11 protein-coding genes are annotated in these 17,318 nt (G+C 68.0%); 7 read left to right on the top strand and 4 right to left on the bottom strand.

Annotated features, from left to right (window positions below; translation table 11 throughout):
* Window positions 1-2 precede the first annotated feature (2 nt).
* From LO787_RS10515 to ftsH, 3 genes are all read left to right on the top strand, one after another.
* Window positions 3-2,078 (top strand): hydantoinase/oxoprolinase family protein, encoded by a 2,076-nt coding sequence (locus tag LO787_RS10515; protein WP_232495781.1) that lies wholly within the window; start codon window positions 3-5, stop codon window positions 2,076-2,078.
* Window positions 2,079-2,426: 348 nt separating this feature from the next.
* Window positions 2,427-3,473 carry a sensor histidine kinase gene (locus LO787_RS10520; protein ID WP_232495782.1) on the top strand — a complete coding sequence of 349 codons (1,047 nt, stop codon included), beginning with the start codon at window positions 2,427-2,429 and terminating at the stop codon, window positions 3,471-3,473.
* Window positions 3,474-3,595: 122 nt separating this feature from the next.
* Window positions 3,596-5,524 (top strand): ATP-dependent zinc metalloprotease FtsH, encoded by a 1,929-nt coding sequence (gene ftsH / locus LO787_RS10525; protein ID WP_232495783.1) that lies wholly within the window; start codon window positions 3,596-3,598, stop codon window positions 5,522-5,524.
* Window positions 5,525-5,600: 76 nt separating this feature from the next.
* On the opposite strand, the gene LO787_RS10530 is transcribed toward ftsH, so the two are convergent.
* Window positions 5,601-6,962: an Nramp family divalent metal transporter gene (locus tag LO787_RS10530; protein WP_232495784.1), complete on the bottom strand. Its 1,362-nt coding sequence runs from the start codon at window positions 6,960-6,962 to the stop codon at window positions 5,601-5,603.
* Window positions 6,959-8,029 carry a four-carbon acid sugar kinase family protein gene (locus LO787_RS10535; RefSeq protein WP_232495785.1) on the bottom strand — a complete coding sequence of 357 codons (1,071 nt, stop codon included), beginning with the start codon at window positions 8,027-8,029 and terminating at the stop codon, window positions 6,959-6,961. Before LO787_RS10535 ends, LO787_RS10530 begins: the two co-directional genes overlap by 4 nt.
* A 165-nt stretch (window positions 8,030-8,194) precedes the next feature.
* On the opposite strand from LO787_RS10535, the gene pdxA reads away from it, so the two are divergent.
* The 4 genes from pdxA to LO787_RS10555 are packed head-to-tail and all read left to right on the top strand — an operon-like array spanning window position 8,195 to window position 13,630.
* Window positions 8,195-9,181, top strand: a complete 987-nt coding sequence (gene pdxA / locus LO787_RS10540; RefSeq protein WP_232495786.1) for a 4-hydroxythreonine-4-phosphate dehydrogenase PdxA — start codon at window positions 8,195-8,197, stop codon at window positions 9,179-9,181.
* The gene (locus tag LO787_RS10545) at window positions 9,178-10,104 is read left to right on the top strand and encodes a dihydrodipicolinate synthase family protein (RefSeq protein ID WP_232495787.1); all 927 of its coding nucleotides are present in this window, start codon (window positions 9,178-9,180) and stop codon (window positions 10,102-10,104) included. The genes pdxA and LO787_RS10545 overlap by 4 nt, the downstream gene beginning before the upstream one ends.
* Complete coding sequence (locus LO787_RS10550; protein ID WP_232495788.1) at window positions 10,101-12,485, top strand: SUMF1/EgtB/PvdO family nonheme iron enzyme; 2,385 nt, start codon at window positions 10,101-10,103, stop codon at window positions 12,483-12,485. The genes LO787_RS10545 and LO787_RS10550 overlap by 4 nt, the downstream gene beginning before the upstream one ends.
* 11 nt (window positions 12,486-12,496) lie before the next feature.
* The gene (locus tag LO787_RS10555) at window positions 12,497-13,630 is read left to right on the top strand and encodes an iron-containing alcohol dehydrogenase (RefSeq protein WP_232495789.1); all 1,134 of its coding nucleotides are present in this window, start codon (window positions 12,497-12,499) and stop codon (window positions 13,628-13,630) included.
* Here the strand turns inward: LO787_RS10555 and LO787_RS10560 are convergent.
* Window positions 13,617-14,423 carry a FadR/GntR family transcriptional regulator gene (locus LO787_RS10560; RefSeq protein ID WP_232495790.1) on the bottom strand — a complete coding sequence of 269 codons (807 nt, stop codon included), beginning with the start codon at window positions 14,421-14,423 and terminating at the stop codon, window positions 13,617-13,619. The two genes, LO787_RS10555 and LO787_RS10560, sit on opposite strands and share 14 nt — an antisense overlap.
* Window positions 14,424-14,500: 77 nt before the next feature.
* Window positions 14,501-17,134: a TonB-dependent receptor gene (locus LO787_RS10565; protein ID WP_232495791.1), complete on the bottom strand. Its 2,634-nt coding sequence runs from the start codon at window positions 17,132-17,134 to the stop codon at window positions 14,501-14,503.
* Window positions 17,135-17,318: the final 184 nt, after the last annotated feature.

The raw sequence follows: 17,318 nt of genomic DNA on the forward strand, positions 1-17,318 counted from the left end.
TAATGACGTATCGTATCGGCATCGACATCGGCGGCACTTTCACCGACTTCGCGGTACTGAAAGGCACCGAGGTGATACTCAACAAGAACCTGTCCACTCCCGAGGACCGCTCCATCGGCGTCATGGAGGGGCTTGGCAGGGTCGCGGAGCGGGAGGGCCTTTCCCTTACCGAGTTCCTCGGTCGGTGCGAGGCGATCGTCCACGGGACCACCGTCGCGGACAACACCCTCATCGAAATGAACGGCGCGCTCACCGGCCTGATCACCACCGAGGGCTTCCGCGACGAGATCGAGTACCGGCGCGGCTACAAGGAGGACATCTGGGACGTCCGCCTCGAACCGCCCAAGCAGATCACCCCGCGCCGCCGCCGCCTGACCGTGCCCGAGCGGGTGCTGCACGACGGATCGGTCCACAAGGCGCTCGACGAGGATGCCCTGCGCGAAGCGTGCCGCAGGCTGCGGCTCCAGAATGTCGAGGCGGTGGCGATCAGCTTCCTGTTCTCCTTCGTGAACCCGGAGCATGAGCGGCGCGCGAAGGAGATCGTCCGGCAGGAGATCCAGAACGCCTACGTCTGCGCCAGCCACGAAGTCCTGCCCCGCGCGCCGGAGTACGACCGCACCTCCACCACCATCGTCAACGCCTACGTCGGCCCGCGCGTCACCGGATATCTGGAGAAGCTGGTGCAGCGGCTGGCCGAGGCGGGCTATGCGAAGCAGCTCATGGTCATGCAGGCGTCGGGCGGCGTGATGACGCGCGAGTACATCGAAGGCGCGCCGATCCGCGTGCTCGCTTCGGGACCGGCGGGCGGCGTGATCGGCTCGGCCCACTGCGGCGCGGCCAAGGGCTGCCCGAACCTGCTGTGCGTCGACATGGGCGGAACCAGCTACGACATGTCGCTGGTGATCGACGGCGAGGCCCCGGCCGAGGCGGGCTGGAACATGCACCACCGCTACCTCATCGGCGTGCCGATGGTGAAGGTGGAGACGCTGGGCGCGGGCGGCGGCTCTATCTGCCACGTCAACGCCGGGGCGCTGGAAGTCGGCCCGCGCTCGGCGGGATCGGAGCCCGGCCCGATCTGCTACGGGCGCGGCGGCGTCGAGCCGACCGTCACCGATGCGCTGGTCATGCTCGGCATCCTCTCTACCGAGGAAGGCTTCGCGGGCGGCAGCTTCACCCTCTCGCGCAAGGGCGTGACCGAAGCATTCCAGCGCATCGCCGACGCCATGGGCCACGGGGATGCGGAACAGGCCGCGTTCGACTGCTGGCGCGTGGTCAACGCCAGCATGAGCCAGGGCGTGCGCCGCACCACTGCGGGCAAGGGCATCGACCCGCGCGATCTCGTCATGCTGGCCTATGGCGGCAACGGCCCCGCGTTCGCCGCGATCCAGGCCGAGGACCTGGGCATCACCCGCGTGCTGGTGCCGCGTGCCTCGCCGACGTTCTCCGCGCTCGGCACCCTCGTCGCCAATCCGACGATCGACGAGGAACGCTCCTACATCGCCTCCGCCGCCGCGCTCGACGCGGAGCGCATCCGCGCGCTGTGGAGCGACCTGTCCGACCGCGCCGCACGCCATTTCACGCAAGCCGGCTTCGCGGGCGAGGCGATCCGCGCGAACTACCGCCTCAACATGCGCTATCCGGGCCAGAACTTCTCGCTCTCGTTCGACTTCGAGGCCGGCGCCCCGCTCGGCGACCTCGGCTTCATCGGCGCGGACTTCGCAGAGCGCGCCATCGCCCTGTTCAATGCGCGCCACATGGCGGAATACGGCCACGTCCGCGAGCATGAAGTGCCCGAAATCTCCGGCGTCCGCCTGGCTGCCCATGTCGAGACGCCCTCGCCCGAGGCCGCAGGCGGCTTCACGCCGAGCGGCATCGCCCCCGTCCCCGCCCGCCACCGCCGCGCCAATCTCGGCGCGGGCTTCGGGCCGGTGCCGATCCACCTCGGCCGCGACCTCAGGCCCGGTATGGAAGTGCCCAGCCCCGCGATCATCGAGGAAACCTTCACCACCATCGTCGTCTACCCCGGCTGGAAAGCGCAGGTCGACGATGCCGGGGATTATCAACTGGTGCGGGCCTGATCGGCAGAAGCTGCTCTCCCCTTCCATCCCCCCGTCACCCTGAACTTGTTTCAGGGTGACGGGGGTGGTGTATTCGGGTTCGCGCTCGAAGCTCCGCCTCCCGCAAACCACCAATCGCCACCCACCCTCACTTCGTCATTGCGAGCGCAGCGAAGCAATCCAGCGCGTCAGCGCACTGCATGGATTGCTTCGCTGCGCTCGCAATGACGAAGCGTTTGCGGGAAAGCCGCAGCACCCAACCCATCCCCACCAATTCCCGCAACAACGGAACTACCTTCCCTTTCGCGCGTCTCCTCCTTGCGATACCAAGCGGGGCAAGAGATCGCGAAAGGTGATCGAGGTTACGCGTTGTCCAGCCTGAGCCGCTTCACCGAACGCCTCCCCCTGCTGCCGGACCGGCCCGCCGTGCATTACGCGGCGACCATCGCGCTGTGCCTGCTGGCGCTGTGGCTGCGCTGGGTGCTCGATGCCGCGTTTCCGCCCGGCTACCCGTTCCTGACCTTCTTCCCGGCGGTGATCCTCAGCTCGTTCCTGTTCGGGCCGCGCCCCGGCACGCTAGCCGCGCTGATCTGCGGGCTCTTCGCGTGGTACGTCTTCATTCCCCCACGCATGAGCTTCGCGGTCGACAGCGGCACGATCACGGCGATGCTGTTCTACACCGGCGTCGTGGTCGTCGACATCGCGCTCGTCCACCTCATGCAGTCCGCCAACGCCCGCCTGCGCCGCGCGCGGGAGGAAGTGCGCGAACTCGCCGAGGACCGCCGCCAGCTGGCCGAGCGCGCCGAACTGCTGTTCCAGGAAATGCAGCACCGCGTCGGCAACAACCTGCAGATGGTCGGCGCCGTTCTCTCGCTCCAGATGCGCGGGCTGACCGAACCCGTCGCCCGCCGCGCCTTGTCGGACGCCGCCGCGCGGCTCCAGGTCATCGGCAATATCCAGCGCCAGCTCTACCACCACGATGGACGGCTGGTCCCGCTCGACGGCTTCCTGGGCGACGTCTGCACCAAGATCATGGCGTCGAGCGCGCGGCCCGGCATCACCTGCTCGGTCGAGGCGGCGCGCGACATCACCCTGCGCCCCGACAGCGCGGTCCCGGTCGCGCTGATCGTGACCGAGGCCATCGCCAACGCCATCGAGCACGGCTTTGCCGACCGCGAACGGGGGGCGATCACGGTCCGACTCGCACGGACCGGCAAGACGGTGGTGCTTCAGGTGGAGGACGACGGCGTCGGCCTCGCCCCCGGCTTCGATCCCGCCAGCGCCGATTCCATCGGCCTGCGAATCTCGCGCGTGCTCAGCCAGCAGCTTGAGGGCGAAATCGCGCTGGAAAACCGCGAATCGGGGGCCTGCATGACGCTCAGCCTGCCGCTTTCACGGCTGGCGAACGCGGCGTGATCCCGGCCCCGCGCCCGTTACCCCGGATATCGGGTCAAAACGATCATTGTGATTGCCCGCGCTAACTTGTGATTCAGCGCCATGCGCCTACATTGACGGGCGAAAGGACGGTTTACCGCAAAATGAACGACGACCAGCCCAACGGCAACCCCTGGGTCAAGAGCCTGCTCGTATGGGGCGGCATCTTCCTCGCGCTCCTGATGGTGGTCTCGATGTTCGGATCGCGCACCACGACCGGCCCGGCGATCCCCTACTCGGACTTCCGCGGCAAGGTGGCCGAAGGCAGCGTCGCCTCGGTGGAGATTTCCGAAGACCGCATCGACGGAAAGCTCAAGAACGGAGACGTCTTCACGACCGTCCCCGTCCCCGGCGACACCACGCTGACCGACCTGCTCCAGCGCAACGACGTCAAGTATTCGGGCAAGGAAGCCGAACAGGGCAGCCTGCTGCTCTACATCCTCGCGCAGACCCTGCCGTTTCTGCTGATCGTCGGCATCGCCTTCTTCGCGCTGCGACAGGTCCAGAAGGGCGGCGGTTCGGGGGCGATGGGCTTCGGCAAGTCCAAGGCCAAGCTGCTGACCGAACGCTCCGGCCGTGTCACCTTCGACGACGTGGCGGGCATCGACGAAGCGCGCGAGGAGCTGGAGGAAATCGTCGAGTTCCTGCGCGATCCCAGCCGCTTCTCCAAGCTCGGCGGCCAGATCCCCAAGGGCGCTCTGCTGGTCGGCTCGCCCGGTACCGGCAAGACCCTGCTTGCCCGCGCCATTGCGGGTGAGGCGGGCGTGCCGTTCTTCACGATCTCGGGCTCCGACTTCGTCGAGATGTTCGTGGGCGTCGGCGCCAGCCGCGTGCGTGACATGTTCGAACAGGCCAAGAAGAACGCGCCGTGCATCGTCTTCATCGACGAAATCGACGCCGTCGGCCGCCACCGTGGCCACGGCCTCGGCAACTCGAACGACGAGCGCGAGCAGACGCTGAACCAGCTGCTCGTCGAAATGGACGGCTTCGAAGCGAACGAAGGCATCATCATCATCGCGGCGACCAACCGCCCCGACGTGCTGGACCCCGCGCTGCTGCGTCCCGGCCGCTTCGACCGTCAGGTCGTGGTGCCGGTGCCCGACATCGACGGTCGCGAGAAGATCCTCGCCGTCCACATGAAGAAGGTGCCGCTGGCCCCCGACGTCAACCCGCGCGTCATCGCACGCGGCACCCCGGGCTTCTCGGGCGCCGACCTCGCCAACCTCGTGAACGAGGCCGCCCTGCTCGCCGCGCGCCGCAACAAGCGTCTCGTCGCCATGCAGGAGTTCGAGGACGCCAAGGACAAGGTCATGATGGGCGCGGAACGCCGCTCCATGGTCATGACCGACGACGAGAAGAAGATGACCGCCTACCACGAGGCTGGCCACGCCATCGTCTCGCTGAACGAGGCGGCTTCGGACCCGATCCACAAGGCCACCATCATCCCGCGCGGCCGTGCGCTGGGCATGGTCATGCGCCTGCCGGAGCGGGACAGCTACTCGTACCACCGCGACAAGATGCTCGCGAACCTCTCGGTCGCGATGGGCGGCCGCGTGGCGGAAGAACTGATCTTCGGCTACGACAAGGTGTCATCGGGCGCCTCCTCGGACATCCAGTACGCCACCAGCCTGGCGCGCTCGATGGTGACGAAGTGGGGCATGTCGGACAAGCTCGGCCCCATCCAGTACGAGGACAGCCAGGAAGGCTACCTCGGCATGGGCGGCACCCAGCGCACCATGGGTTCGGGCGAGACCAACAAGCTGATCGACAGCGAAATCCGCGCTCTCGTCGAAAACGCCCACGCCCGCGCGACGCAGATCCTCAAGGATCAGGCCGAAGCGCTGGAAACGCTGGCGCAGGCCATGCTGGAATACGAGACGCTCTCGGGCGACGACATCAAGCGCCTGCTCGAAGGCGGCACGATCGACCGTCCCTCGGAGCCGCGCGGTCCCTCGACCCCGCGTCCGATCTCGGGCTCGGCGATCCCCAAGTCGGGCCGCCGCTTCTCCGGCACCGCGCCGCAGGGCGCGTAAAGCAACAAGGCTCAACGGTTCTCCTTCGGGAGAATGCAGGAGGGGGCGTCAGGCGGCGGCTTGACGCCCCTTTGCTTTATGCGGGGATAGCCCCGATGCGCACCAGCGCCGGGCCGAGATTGGCGAGGATCGCGTAGAGCGACCAGATGCCGATGGCCGCAATCACCGCAAGGATCGCCGTCTCCCACCAGCGATTGACGTGGGCGTCCAGCATGAAGCGCCGGCTCGACGTCAGCAGCAGCACGCCGAGCAGGATCGGCGGCAGGGTCAGCGCGGTGATGACGCTGGTCCCGAACACGCTGATGTGGACGAGGTCGGGCGCGCCCGGCAGCGTGATCGCCAGCGGCACGACGATGAAGAAGGCGATCATCGCCCGGTTGAACCACGGATCGTCGCTCGCCCGCGCAAACCCCTCCCCCCGCCGGGTCGCGAGGTGCAGCCCGTCGAACATCATCCGCGCAAAGCCGTGCGCCTGCGCGGGAAAGCTGGTGAAGGCCTTGAGCGCGAAGGCCAGCCACAGCAACGTCGGGCCGACCGGGCCGACCGCCATGGTCATCATCTGCGCAAGGCTCGCCTCGCTTGAGATGGTCAGGCCCGATCCGCGCACCGTCTCCGCCGCGACGATCCAGATCAGCAGGTTGATGACGAGCAGCGGCAGCATCCCCGAAAGCAGGTCGAACTGCTGGATCGGCCGGTGCTGCGGGCGGTCCCACCCGCGTTCCGCCATGAAGTAGGGATAGAGCAGGTTCGCGGCCGAACCGCCGATCGTGCCGATCGTGCCCACGGCGATGAACAGGGCATCGAACGGCCCGTTGTCGGGCGGCACCTCGAACAGCATCCCGCGCGCGAGCGCCGACCAGTCGATGCTGCCCACCCGGAACAGCGCGAAGGCGAAGGAGCCGACGATGACCAGCGAGGCGATCCGCGCGCTCCATTCCAGCAGGCGGAAGGCGCTGCCGCGCGTCAGCATCGCGGTCGTCAGCAGCACGACCGGCACACCCCACAGGAAGTGCCCCCAGTCGCCCCCGCGCGCGCCGAACAGGTGGTACAGGCCGATGGTCCCGGCGCGCAGGAACGCGGCCTGCACGATCATGCCGTAGACCAGCATGGTCACCGCGAAGAACATCGGAAAGCCCGACCAGATGCGCCGGTATCCCGCCATCAGCGACTGGTCGCCGAAGCGGTTCTGCAGCTTGTACTTGGCGATGGCGGAGATCGTGAAGTACCGCGCGCCCAGCGCCACGATCAGCGTCCACATGAGGGCGTAACCGTAGTTCGCGCCGGAAACGCTCGAACTGATGATGTCCCCGGTGCCAAGGAACGTCATCGCCAGCACCAGCCCCGGGCCGACGCTGCGCAGGCGGAAGCGCGGCACCGCCGCGGAAGGTTGCGCCGCCTCGGCAGCAGGCGCTTCGAGTGCGGGATTGACCGCGTTCATGCTGCCAGTACTCCGGCCTGCGCCGCGCCCGCGACCAGCGCACTGAGCGCGGCAGGTTCGCCGAAGCCGCCCGACTTGGTGAGGATCTGCATGTCCGGCCAGCGCGGCGCGGAGCAGAGCGGTATCGCCGGGGCTGCCTCGCCCTGCACCAGCACCGCGCGAATGCCCAGCGCATCGAGCACCGCGAGCGCCGTCGCCCCGCCCGACAGCAACAGGCTGCGTGGCCGCCACTGCTCGACGATCCGCGCGATGCCTCTGGCAAAGCGCGCGGCGGCGACCTGCTCGGGGAGGTCGGTGCCGTCGTCCACCAGTTGTACCAGCAGCGCCGCCACATCTTCGATCGCACAGGCCGGAACCTTGCCGCCCGGCGCGGCGACATAGGCCGCATCCCGGACATCCGCGATCAGCCGCGTCACCTGCGCATCGGTAATCCGGTCACGCGACCCCACCGCGACCGCCATCGGCAGGAGCGGCGGAAGCGGTCGAGGCTCATCGCCCGCGTCACGATGGAGCGCCCGCGCCACCGCCCGCGCCAGTCCGCGCGCACCGACGGCCAGTGTGCGGTCCCCAGCCGCGACGATCCGCGCGGCAAGATGGTCGAGTGCCGCCTCGCCCGCCGCATCGACCACCGAACCGGGCGGAAAATGCCCTGACAGCTCTATCGGCCGCTCGATCCCGGTTCCGCAGAGTTGCGCGCCCGCGACCACGCGCCCCATGTCCGGCACCGCAGGGCAGACCAGCATTTCGGCCCGCCCGCTCACCATCGCCAGCGCCGCCGCTTCATGCCCGGCATGGCCCTGAAGCCGTGAATCGACCTTCTTGAACACGATCCGGGGCGCAAGGTCGGCGAGTTCGCCCCACAAGTCCGCGACGATCCCTGCCGCCGCGTCGGCGCGCAGAGCCCGCGTATCGGTGTTGACCGCAAGGACATGCGGATCGCACGCACGCGCATCCGCGATGCCACGCCGGTCCACCGCCACCGCGACCCTGCGATCAGGGCCACAGAACGCCGCCGCGCTGTCTAGCGCGCCCGTCAGGTCATCCGCCATCACAAGGACCGATACCATCAGCTTCTCCCACCGACTTCGCGATCTTCGTCGCATCAGCCTGCCCAGACTTCTTTACAGGTGAGCATCTACCTGTCAACATGGCTATTATCATACCTTTCGGTACGGACATGCGCCGGGACCGATCGGGAAGCGATCGTTGGGAGCCCCGCGAGGGGTCGGGACATGGACAGGCAGATCATCATCACCTCGGGCGATCCGGCGGGCGTCGGGCCGGAAATCACCTGCCGCGCGCTCGCGGAACTGGGCCCGCAGGCGCTGGCGAGCATCGCCGTGATCGGCGATGTGACGGTGCTGGAACAGGCCGCGCGAATCACGGGAAGCGTCATCCGCTTCGGGGACAAGGGGGGCGAGGGTCGGGTGCGGCTCATCGACGTGCCGCTCGAACGACCCGTCGCGCACGGTCGGCTCGATCCCGCCGCGGGCGACGCCGCCTATCGCGCGATCGTGCGCGGCGTGGACCTCGCGCTGGAAGAAGGCGGCTGCATCGTCACCGCGCCGATCAACAAGGAGGCGATGAACCTCGCCGGACACGCCTTCGACGGACACACCGGCCTGCTGGCGCACCTCACCGGGTCGGCATCCTCGTTCATGCTGCTCGCCTCGGAAAAGCTCTCGACCATCCACGTCTCGACCCACGTCTCGCTGTGCGACGCCATCGGCCGGGTGCGACCGGAGCGGGTGCAGGCGACCATCGAGGCGGGCTGGCGGCACTTCCGGCGACTGGGTATCGAAAGTCCGCGCATCGCGGTTGCCGGGCTCAACCCCCATTGCGGCGAGCACGGGTTGTTCGGATCGGAGGACGACCGCTTCATCGCCCCCGCCGTCGCCAAGGCACGCGCGCAGGGCATCGACGCGACGGGGCCGATCTCGCCCGACACCGTGTTCTACCGCGCGACGCAGGGCGAGTTCGACCTCGTCGTCGCGCAGTACCACGACCAAGGACACATCCCGACCAAGCTCATCGCCTTCGACGACACGGTGAACATCTCGCTCGGCCTGCCGATCGACCGCACCTCGGTCGATCACGGCACCGCCTTCGACATCGCCGGGACCGGGCGCGCGTCCCACCGCAACATGATGGCCGCCATCGCCTACGCCCGGCAGCTTCCCCCGCCGGGCGCGATGCAGGCTCAGGAGATCGTGGCATGAGCATCGAAGGCATCTTCTGCGCATCGTTCACCGCGTTCGGGCCGGACGGCGCGGTCGATCACGCGCGCTCGGCGGCCCATGCCGCCGCGCTGATCGAAGCAGGCTGCGACGGCGTGGCTTTGCTCGGCACCACGGGCGAGGCGAACAGCCTTTCGACCGCCGAGCGCATGGCGCTGCTGGAGGCGGTGGTCGCGGCAGGCCTGCCGCCCGAACGCCTGCTGCCCGGCACCGGCCTGTGCTCGGTGCCCGAGACGGTGGCGCTGACCCGCCATGCGCTGAGCTGCGGCGTGCGCACGGTGCTGCTGCTGCCGCCGTTCTACTACGCCGCACCGTCACAGGACGGGCTGCTGGCGCATTATAGCCGGGTGCTCGACGAAGTGGCCGACGACCGTCTCCGCGTGCTGCTCTACAACATCCCGCAGATGACCGGCGTCTCCATCGAGCCGGGCCTGATCGAGCAGTTGCGCCGGCGCTTCCCCGGCACCGTCGTCGGCATCAAGGATTCGAGCGGCGACTTCGACCGCATGACGGCGCTTGTCCAGCGGTTTCCCGGCTTCTCGGTGCTGGCCGGGGCAGACCCGCTGGTCGGGCCGCTGCTGCGCGCCGGGGGAGCGGGCGGCATCACCGCGACCGCTAACCTGATCGCGCCGCTGCTGGCACAGCTCTACCGCCGCGTCCGCGCGGGCGAGGGTGCCGGGGAAACGGCGGCTCTGGAACAGCGCATCGCCGACTTGCGCGCGCTGTTCCAGCGCTGGCCGCAGATCCCGGCGCTGAAGGCCGGACATGCTCTGCTTTCGGGCGAGCCAGGCTGGGCGCGGGTGCGTCCGCCGATGATGCCGCTCGGCACCGACGACATGGCGGCGCTGAAACAGGCGCTCGCCGCCAGCGAACTGCAACCACAGGCAACGGAGATGAATGCATGAAGGCCGCACAACGGCTTGGCTGGACCTGCGCGCTGACGGCGCTCGCGATGGCGGCTCCGGCAAGCGCGCAGGGGCCCGCCATGGTCGAAATCCCCGCCGGAACCTTCGAGATGGGCGCGGACGACAGCGCCTCGCGCGATACCTTCAACGAGCGGCCGCGCCATCGGGTGACCATATCGCACCCCTTCCGCATCGCCGCGCATGAAGTGACGATCCCGGAGTGGCGGCAGTTCCGGCCCGACCAGCCGATCACCGACACCCTCGGCCCTTACGCGGCGGGGATCAGCTGGGACGATGCGCAGGCCTATGCCCAGTGGCTGTCGAAGCGGACCGGACGCGCCTATCGCCTGCCCACCGAGGCCGAGTGGGAATATGCCGCCCGCCTCGCCCTGCGCGACCCGGCCCACTACGGGGCTATCGCGGGGCTGGCGAGCGGGCCGCAGGAATGGACGGCGGACCTCTTCGCGGCTTATCCCTTCACCACCCAGACCGACCCCACCGGCGCCGCGACCGGCCAGCTTCGCGTCGCGCGCGGCGGGCGTATCGGCTTCAACCCGCGCCGCGCCAAGTCCGATCCGGAGATCGAGATCGATTACCTGAAGCCGGAGGCGCGGCTCGCCGTCCCGCCCTCGTTCGGGCCCAGGGCGGGCGCGGAAGCGGCGGGCGGCTATCACACCATCGGCCTGCGTCTGGTCGAGGGGCCTGCCCCCGCCACCGCGCCGCTGCCGGTCACGCCGCCGCTCAACCGCGTCGGTGTGCGGCAGGACGCGGCCAGCGCCGCCGTCGGCCCCGACAAGTCGAAGCCCTACTTCCGCCGCCGTGTCTACCTGCCGACTCCGCCCGACGACACCGGCGGCAAGACCGTCGACAAGACCGGCTGGGACGCCTTCTACCGCAACCACCACCACAGCCCCGGCATCGCGGTGCTCCCCAACGGCGACGTGCTGATAACCATCTACACCAGCTACCGTGAGTACGAGGCGGGCACCCAGATCATCGCCACGCGCCTGCGCCACGGCGCGGACCAGTGGGATCCGCCTTCCCCCTTCGTCGACATCGTCGGCGTCAACGACCACGCCCCGCTGCTGATGCGCGACGGCGCGAAGACCTGGTTCTTCTGGGGTTCGCCCTATTCGGGCAGCCAGGAATTCGGGCCGGGCGACTTCCCGTTCCACTCGATGACGACGGGCGACAACGGCGCGAGCTGGTCCGAGATCGCCTATCCGAAGATCGTCGGCCCGGTTGGCCCGCACAACCGCCAGCCGATCAACACTGCCTTCCGCGACCGCAAGGGCCGCCTGCTGCTGTCGAGCGATGCCGGGACGCAGGAAAGCATCACCGAGAGCAGCGACAACCAGTCCCTCCTCTGGGCCACCGACGACGACGGCAAGACCTGGCACGACACCGGCGGGCGCACCTTCGGGCGGCACACCACGTTCGTCGAGGGCAAGGACGGGCGCATCCTCGGTTTCGGCGGCAAGAACACCGACATCGACGGTTTCATGCCGCTTTCCACCTCGACCGACGGGGGCAAGACCTACACGAAGAGCAAGCTGCCCTTCCCCGCGCTGGGCTCCGGGCAGCGGCCGATGGTCCTGCGGCTCCAGAGCGGGCGGCTGCTGATGATCGGCGACTACGTGCGCGCCAAGCCGATCGTGAAGCCGCTGGACAAGCTCGGCTCCTACGCCGCAGTCTCGGACGACGATGGCGCGACGTGGAAGTTCAAGGCCGTCCCCGGCCTCAACCGCCACGAACGGGCGGAGCGCTCCGCCGCGATGGGCGGATCGACGGTGGGCTACGTCGCCGCCGCGCAAGGGCCGGACGGGGTGATCCACGTCGTCACCTCGGTGAACCATCCCGCCGTCGCGCTGGCATTCAACGAGGCCTGGCTGGACGCGCCCGAAGCTGCGCTGCCCGCGAATGCGGCGCTGGAGGCCAACGACGTCGCCGCCGTGACCGCCGTCAGGACGCGCGAGGAGCGCTATCCCGACGGCAAGCTGCGCGGACGCTGGCAGGAAGGGCGCGGCAGCAACGGCGCGGCGGTCTTCGATGGGCCGCAGACGTGGTTCTACCCGGACGGCAAGCCGCAATGGCAAGTGACCTATCGCCTCGGCCGCCGTGTCGGCGCGGAGAAGGAATACGACGTCGAAGGCCGCCTGATCTCGCAGCGGGACTACCAGCTGGACGGCCGCTTCGTCTGGACGCGCTGGTGGCCGAACGGGCGGATGCGCAGCCAGTCCGGGTGGAAGGAACAGGTCGCGGACGGCCGCGCGCGGACGTGGTCGCTCGAAGGCGAACTGCTGAGCGATGTGACCTTCACCGATGGCGTGCTGCCCGGCCAGCCCTATCCCGGCTCGCTGCCGGTCGAGCCCTGGCAGTGAGCGGCCCGCGCATGTTGCGCCCCATCGTCCTCGAACGGCCGGGCGCGGTTCACTTCGGCCGCGATGTCGCGCTGGAGGCGGGGCGGTTCGCGGAACGGCGGGGGCTGGCGCGCACGCTCGTCATCGCCGACCCGTTCAACCGTGAACGCATCGACCTGCTGGGCCTGCCGGGCCGGATCGAAGTCTTCGCCATCCCGGGTGGCGAGCCCGACGCGCTGGTGCTCGGGAATGCGCGGCTGGCCGCCGATGCCTTCAGACCCGACCTCATCGTCGGCTTCGGCGGCGGCAGCGCGATGGACCTCGCCAAGCTGGTCGCCGTACTCACGGGGACGGACCTCCCCTTCGCCGAAGCCGCAAGGGCGACATCGCGTGCCGTGGCGCTCATTCAGGTGCCGACGACTGCCGGGACGGGCAGCGAGGCGGGCACCCGCGCGCTCGTGACGGTGCCCGAAACCGGGGCCAAGCTCGCGGTGGAGAGCCCGCAGATGCTCGCCGACACCGCCGTGCTCGACCCCGCGATGACTGCTACGCTGCCACCCCGCCTGACCGCCGAGACCGGCATCGATGCGCTGGCGCACTGCGTCGAATCCTATACCAGCGGCCGCGCACACCCGGCAATCGACATCTATGCGCGCGAGGGCATCCGCCTCGTCGGCCGCTACCTGCGCCGCGCAGTTGAGGCGGGCGACGACCTGGAGGCGCGCGCCGGGATGGCGCTCGCCTCGCTCTATGGGGGGTACTGCCTCGGCCCGGTCAACACCACGGCGGGGCACGCGGTCGCCTATCCGCTGAGCACCCGGCACAAGGTCGCCCACGGGCGCGCGAATGCGCTGATCTTCCCGCATGTCCTCGCCTTCAACGCGCCCGCGACGCCGGTGCGCACGCGCGACGTCATCGACCTGCTCGGGCTGGACTATGCGGGCGAGCAGGCCGTGTTCGACGCGGCCTACGGCTTCTGCCGCGACCTCGGCATCGACATGGCGGCCGGATCGGACGGGATCGCCATGCCCGACATCGCGCCGATGGCGGCAGAGGCCAGCACGATCCGCCGCCTGCTGGACAACAACCCGCGCGAGATCACTGCGCAGGACATCGCCCAGATCTATCGCGCCGCGCTGTGGGAAAGCAGGCTCAGTCGTCCCTGAGCCGCAGATCCATGGTGCTGCCGCCGAACAGGCGATCGCGCGAATTGCGGATATGCGCGCCCATCAGCCGCCCCGCCTCCCCGGCATCGCCCGCACGGATCGCGTTGAGGATCGCGCGGTGCTCGTCCGTCGTCTCCTCCAGCTTGCCCTCGGGGCTGAGCAGCGCCATGCCATGCAGGCGCATCCCGACCGCCACCTGATCGCGCAAGGCCGCCAGCACGGTCGAGAAGTACTGGTTGTTCGACGCCCGCGCGATGGCGAGGTGGAATTCGAAGTCGATGTCGTCGCGGTGCGTGTGGTTCGCGGTGGCGCGCTCCAGCCGCCGGACGATGGCTTCCAGTTCGTCGAGCACGGCGCCGTTGCGCCGTTGTGCCGCGAACTGCGCGGTCTGCGTCTCGATCGCCTCGCGGAATTCGAAGCAGCGCTGGATGTCGGCGATGGTCTCCGCGGGCCGGAACACGCCGATGCCCTTGCCGTCGGTGTCGAGGATGTCCTTCTCGCCCGCCTGTCCGAGCACGAAGCTGCCCGCGCCCTGCCGCGAATAGATGATCCCCGCCTCGCGCAGCCGCTTCAACGCATCCCGCACCACGGGACGGGACACGTCGAACGACCTTGCAAGCTCGTTCTCGCTCGGAAGCTTGGTTTCGCGGGCGTACTGGCCGCTGGAGATGCACTGGAAAAGCCGCTCGTACACGAGGTCCGAAAGCGATGTCCCGCGCCCCTGCCCGCCGCCGTTCACACCTGTCAACTGATCGAACCGCGGGCTCTCGACATCCGTGGAGTCCGTTTGCATGAACATAGTTTAACCACCAGCGCAGCCTTTGCAAAGGGGCAACTTGTCACTTGTAAACTCCGGCTAATGCCGGCGGTTCAGTACTTGAACCGGACCCCCAGCAGGATCTGCCGGTCATCCCGGTTATAATCCCCCGGCCGGGTCTCGCCGCCGCGATTGCTGCGGATGTTGGTCCCGGTGATGTTGCTGAACTCCAGCGAGGCGGTCCAGTTCTTGTTGAAATCGTAGCTGATCGAGCCGTCGAGCCAGTCGTAACCCTCGGCAAAGCTGCGGCCGACGCCGATCGCGTTGGCGGGGTTGTTGTAGACGCTGGTGAACACGGTGGAGCGCCAGGTGTAGCTGAGGCGCATCCCCAGCCCGCCCTTCTCGTAGAGCAGCGCCCCTGCCAGCGAGTGCTTGGGAACGCCGGTGAGCGCGGTCTTGGAACCCGGCACGACCTGATCGGTCTCGCTGTGAATGTAGGTGTAGTTCGCCTGCACGCCGAGGCCCGAGAAGATGCCCGGCAGGAAGTCGAAGAAGGTCTGGCCGCCGGTTTCGAAGCCGCGGATCTTGCCGTAGCGACCGTTGACGGGCGTGGTGATCTCATAGGTCACGCCGTCGATCACGACGCCGGGGATCGTCGAGGAGAAGATGAAGTTGGTGACGTGGCGGTCGAAGGCCGCGAAGAACACCGAGCCCTTGTCCCCGAAGTACTTCTCGATCGAGATGTCGAACGCGCGCGAGCGCAGCGGCTTGAGGTTCGGGTTGCCGCCCGATCCGCGCCCGGTCGCCGGGACCAGCGTGTAGGAAGGCGCAAGCTGCTGCGTCGTCGGTCGGGTCAGCGTGCGCGAGTAGGCGAGGCGAATGAACAGGTCCGGCATCGGCTTCAGGCGCACGTTCACCGAGGGCAGCCAGTCGGTATAGCTGTTGCCCTGGTTGTAGGGCGAAATCTGCCCCGTGGCGGAATCGCGGATGAAGCTGTCGGTATCGAGCTTGGTGTTGACGTAGCGCACGCCGACGTTGCCGTCGAACGCCAGGCCGTTCTCGTTGGCGAAGAGAAGCTGCACATAGCCCGCCTTCACCGTCTCGCCGATCTTGAATTCCGACTGCGGTGTGGTCGTGACCGGGGACGTGACGCCGAGGATACCGCGCAGATCGTCGAAGTCCTTGTAGCCCAATAGCGCCGGGTTAGCGACGAGATAGGCGTGCGTCGTCACCGCGCCGGACGATATGAAATCGTCGAACGGCATCTGCTGATACAGATCCGGGTTGGCGGCGAGCGAGGTGTTCTGCGTCGACTTGTTGAAGCGCACCGGGTCGAAGAACTCCAGCGTGCGCTTGTTGATGCGGCCGCCGACCTTGATGTTGGTCAGGAAGCTGTTGTCGATGTGGATGTCGTCGTCGATCCGCAGGGCCGGGCTGTCGCCCTTGTAGTGGTTCACGTTCAGCGACAGCTTGCCGTACCTGTAATTGGCCGGATTGAGCAGATCGGTGCCGGAGAACGTCACCGAAGGGTAGGCCTGGCCATAGTCGAAGGTGGTCACGGCGGGGGTGAAGTCGAGGTCCAGCTCGGTGTAGTACAGGTCGTTCGACGACTTCATGTAGCTGGCGTCGAGCGCGATGTGGTGGTTGCCCAGTTCCCACTTGAAGCCGACCGCGTACTGCTGGTTGCTGTCCTTGGTGTCGCGCTCCACGCCGAAGGCGAAGACGCCTGTCAGGTTGTTGAAGCTGACCTTCTGCACGTCGTTGGTGCCGGGGAACAGGCTGACCGATCCGGGCACGACGGTGTTCTGGTTGCGCGCCGGGACCGCCGCGTTGAGCGGCACGTTGAGGCCGTACTGCTGCTGCTTGGAGCTGAAGCTCTGGAAGCCCGCCTGCGCGTAGAAGTCGAAGTTCGGTGCCGGACGCCACTGGAACGCGGTGTTGATGCCGGGACGGTGGCGCTTGCCGTAGATCGACGTCTCGTAATCGCCCGAGGTCAGGTAGACATCCTTGCCGGGCACCAGGTCGGAGCGGCTGACTGCCGCGTTCCATGCAGGCACGTCGCTGCGGAAGGTGCGGCGCTGGTCCACGCCCGCGATCAGGAAGCCCATCTCGCCGATGCCGGTGTCCCAGCGGGTGCTGAACAGGCCCGAGACGATGGGTGAGAACGCATCGGCAAGGTCCGCGTAGCGCAGACGGAAGTTGCCGCTGAACGTGGTGCTCTTGAAGTCGAACGGCAGGCGCGTGCGCATGTCGATGATGCCGGTGACGCCGCCTTCGATCTGGTTGGCTTGCGGGGTCTTGTAGACGTCGATCGCGCCGAGCAGTTCGGCGGGCATGTCCTGCAGGTTGTAGCCGCGCCCGCCGTCCGCCGTGAACGCCTCGCGCCCGTCGATGGTGCTGAGGACGAGACCGAGGCCGCGGATGCGCGCGCCGTTGCCCTCGCCGCGGTCACGGGTGATCGAGACGCCGGGCACGCGCTGGAGCGCATCGACGGCGGTGAGGTCGGGCAGCTTGCCGATGTCGTCGGCGACGATCGAGTCCATGATCTGGTTGGAATCGCGCTTGCGCTCGATGGCGTTCAGCACGCTCTGGCGAATGCCGCTGACGATGATCTCGGCCTCGTTCTGCGCCTGAGGCCGCACGGGAGGCGGAGCGGACTCAGCCTGCGCCGATGCCTGCACCGGTGCCAGACCGAACGCCAGCGCGGCAATCCCCACGCCCGCACACAACGGAACCCGTCCAGACATAGCCATCCCTCTCTCCAATCGGTTCGTGACTCGATTTGTATTATGATTTGCTAAGTCAGATGTGAACTTGCGTCAACACATGTAAATAGATCATATCATATTTTTGCCGCCGAAATCGCGCTTTCGGTCGCAGGATCGTCTGAATTGCGCTGAAATTCTGCGATTATCCGGGGTTTGACACAAA

It is taken from the genome of Novosphingobium kaempferiae (genome assembly GCF_021227995.1).
GTDB classification, from domain to species: domain Bacteria; phylum Pseudomonadota; class Alphaproteobacteria; order Sphingomonadales; family Sphingomonadaceae; genus Novosphingobium; species Novosphingobium kaempferiae.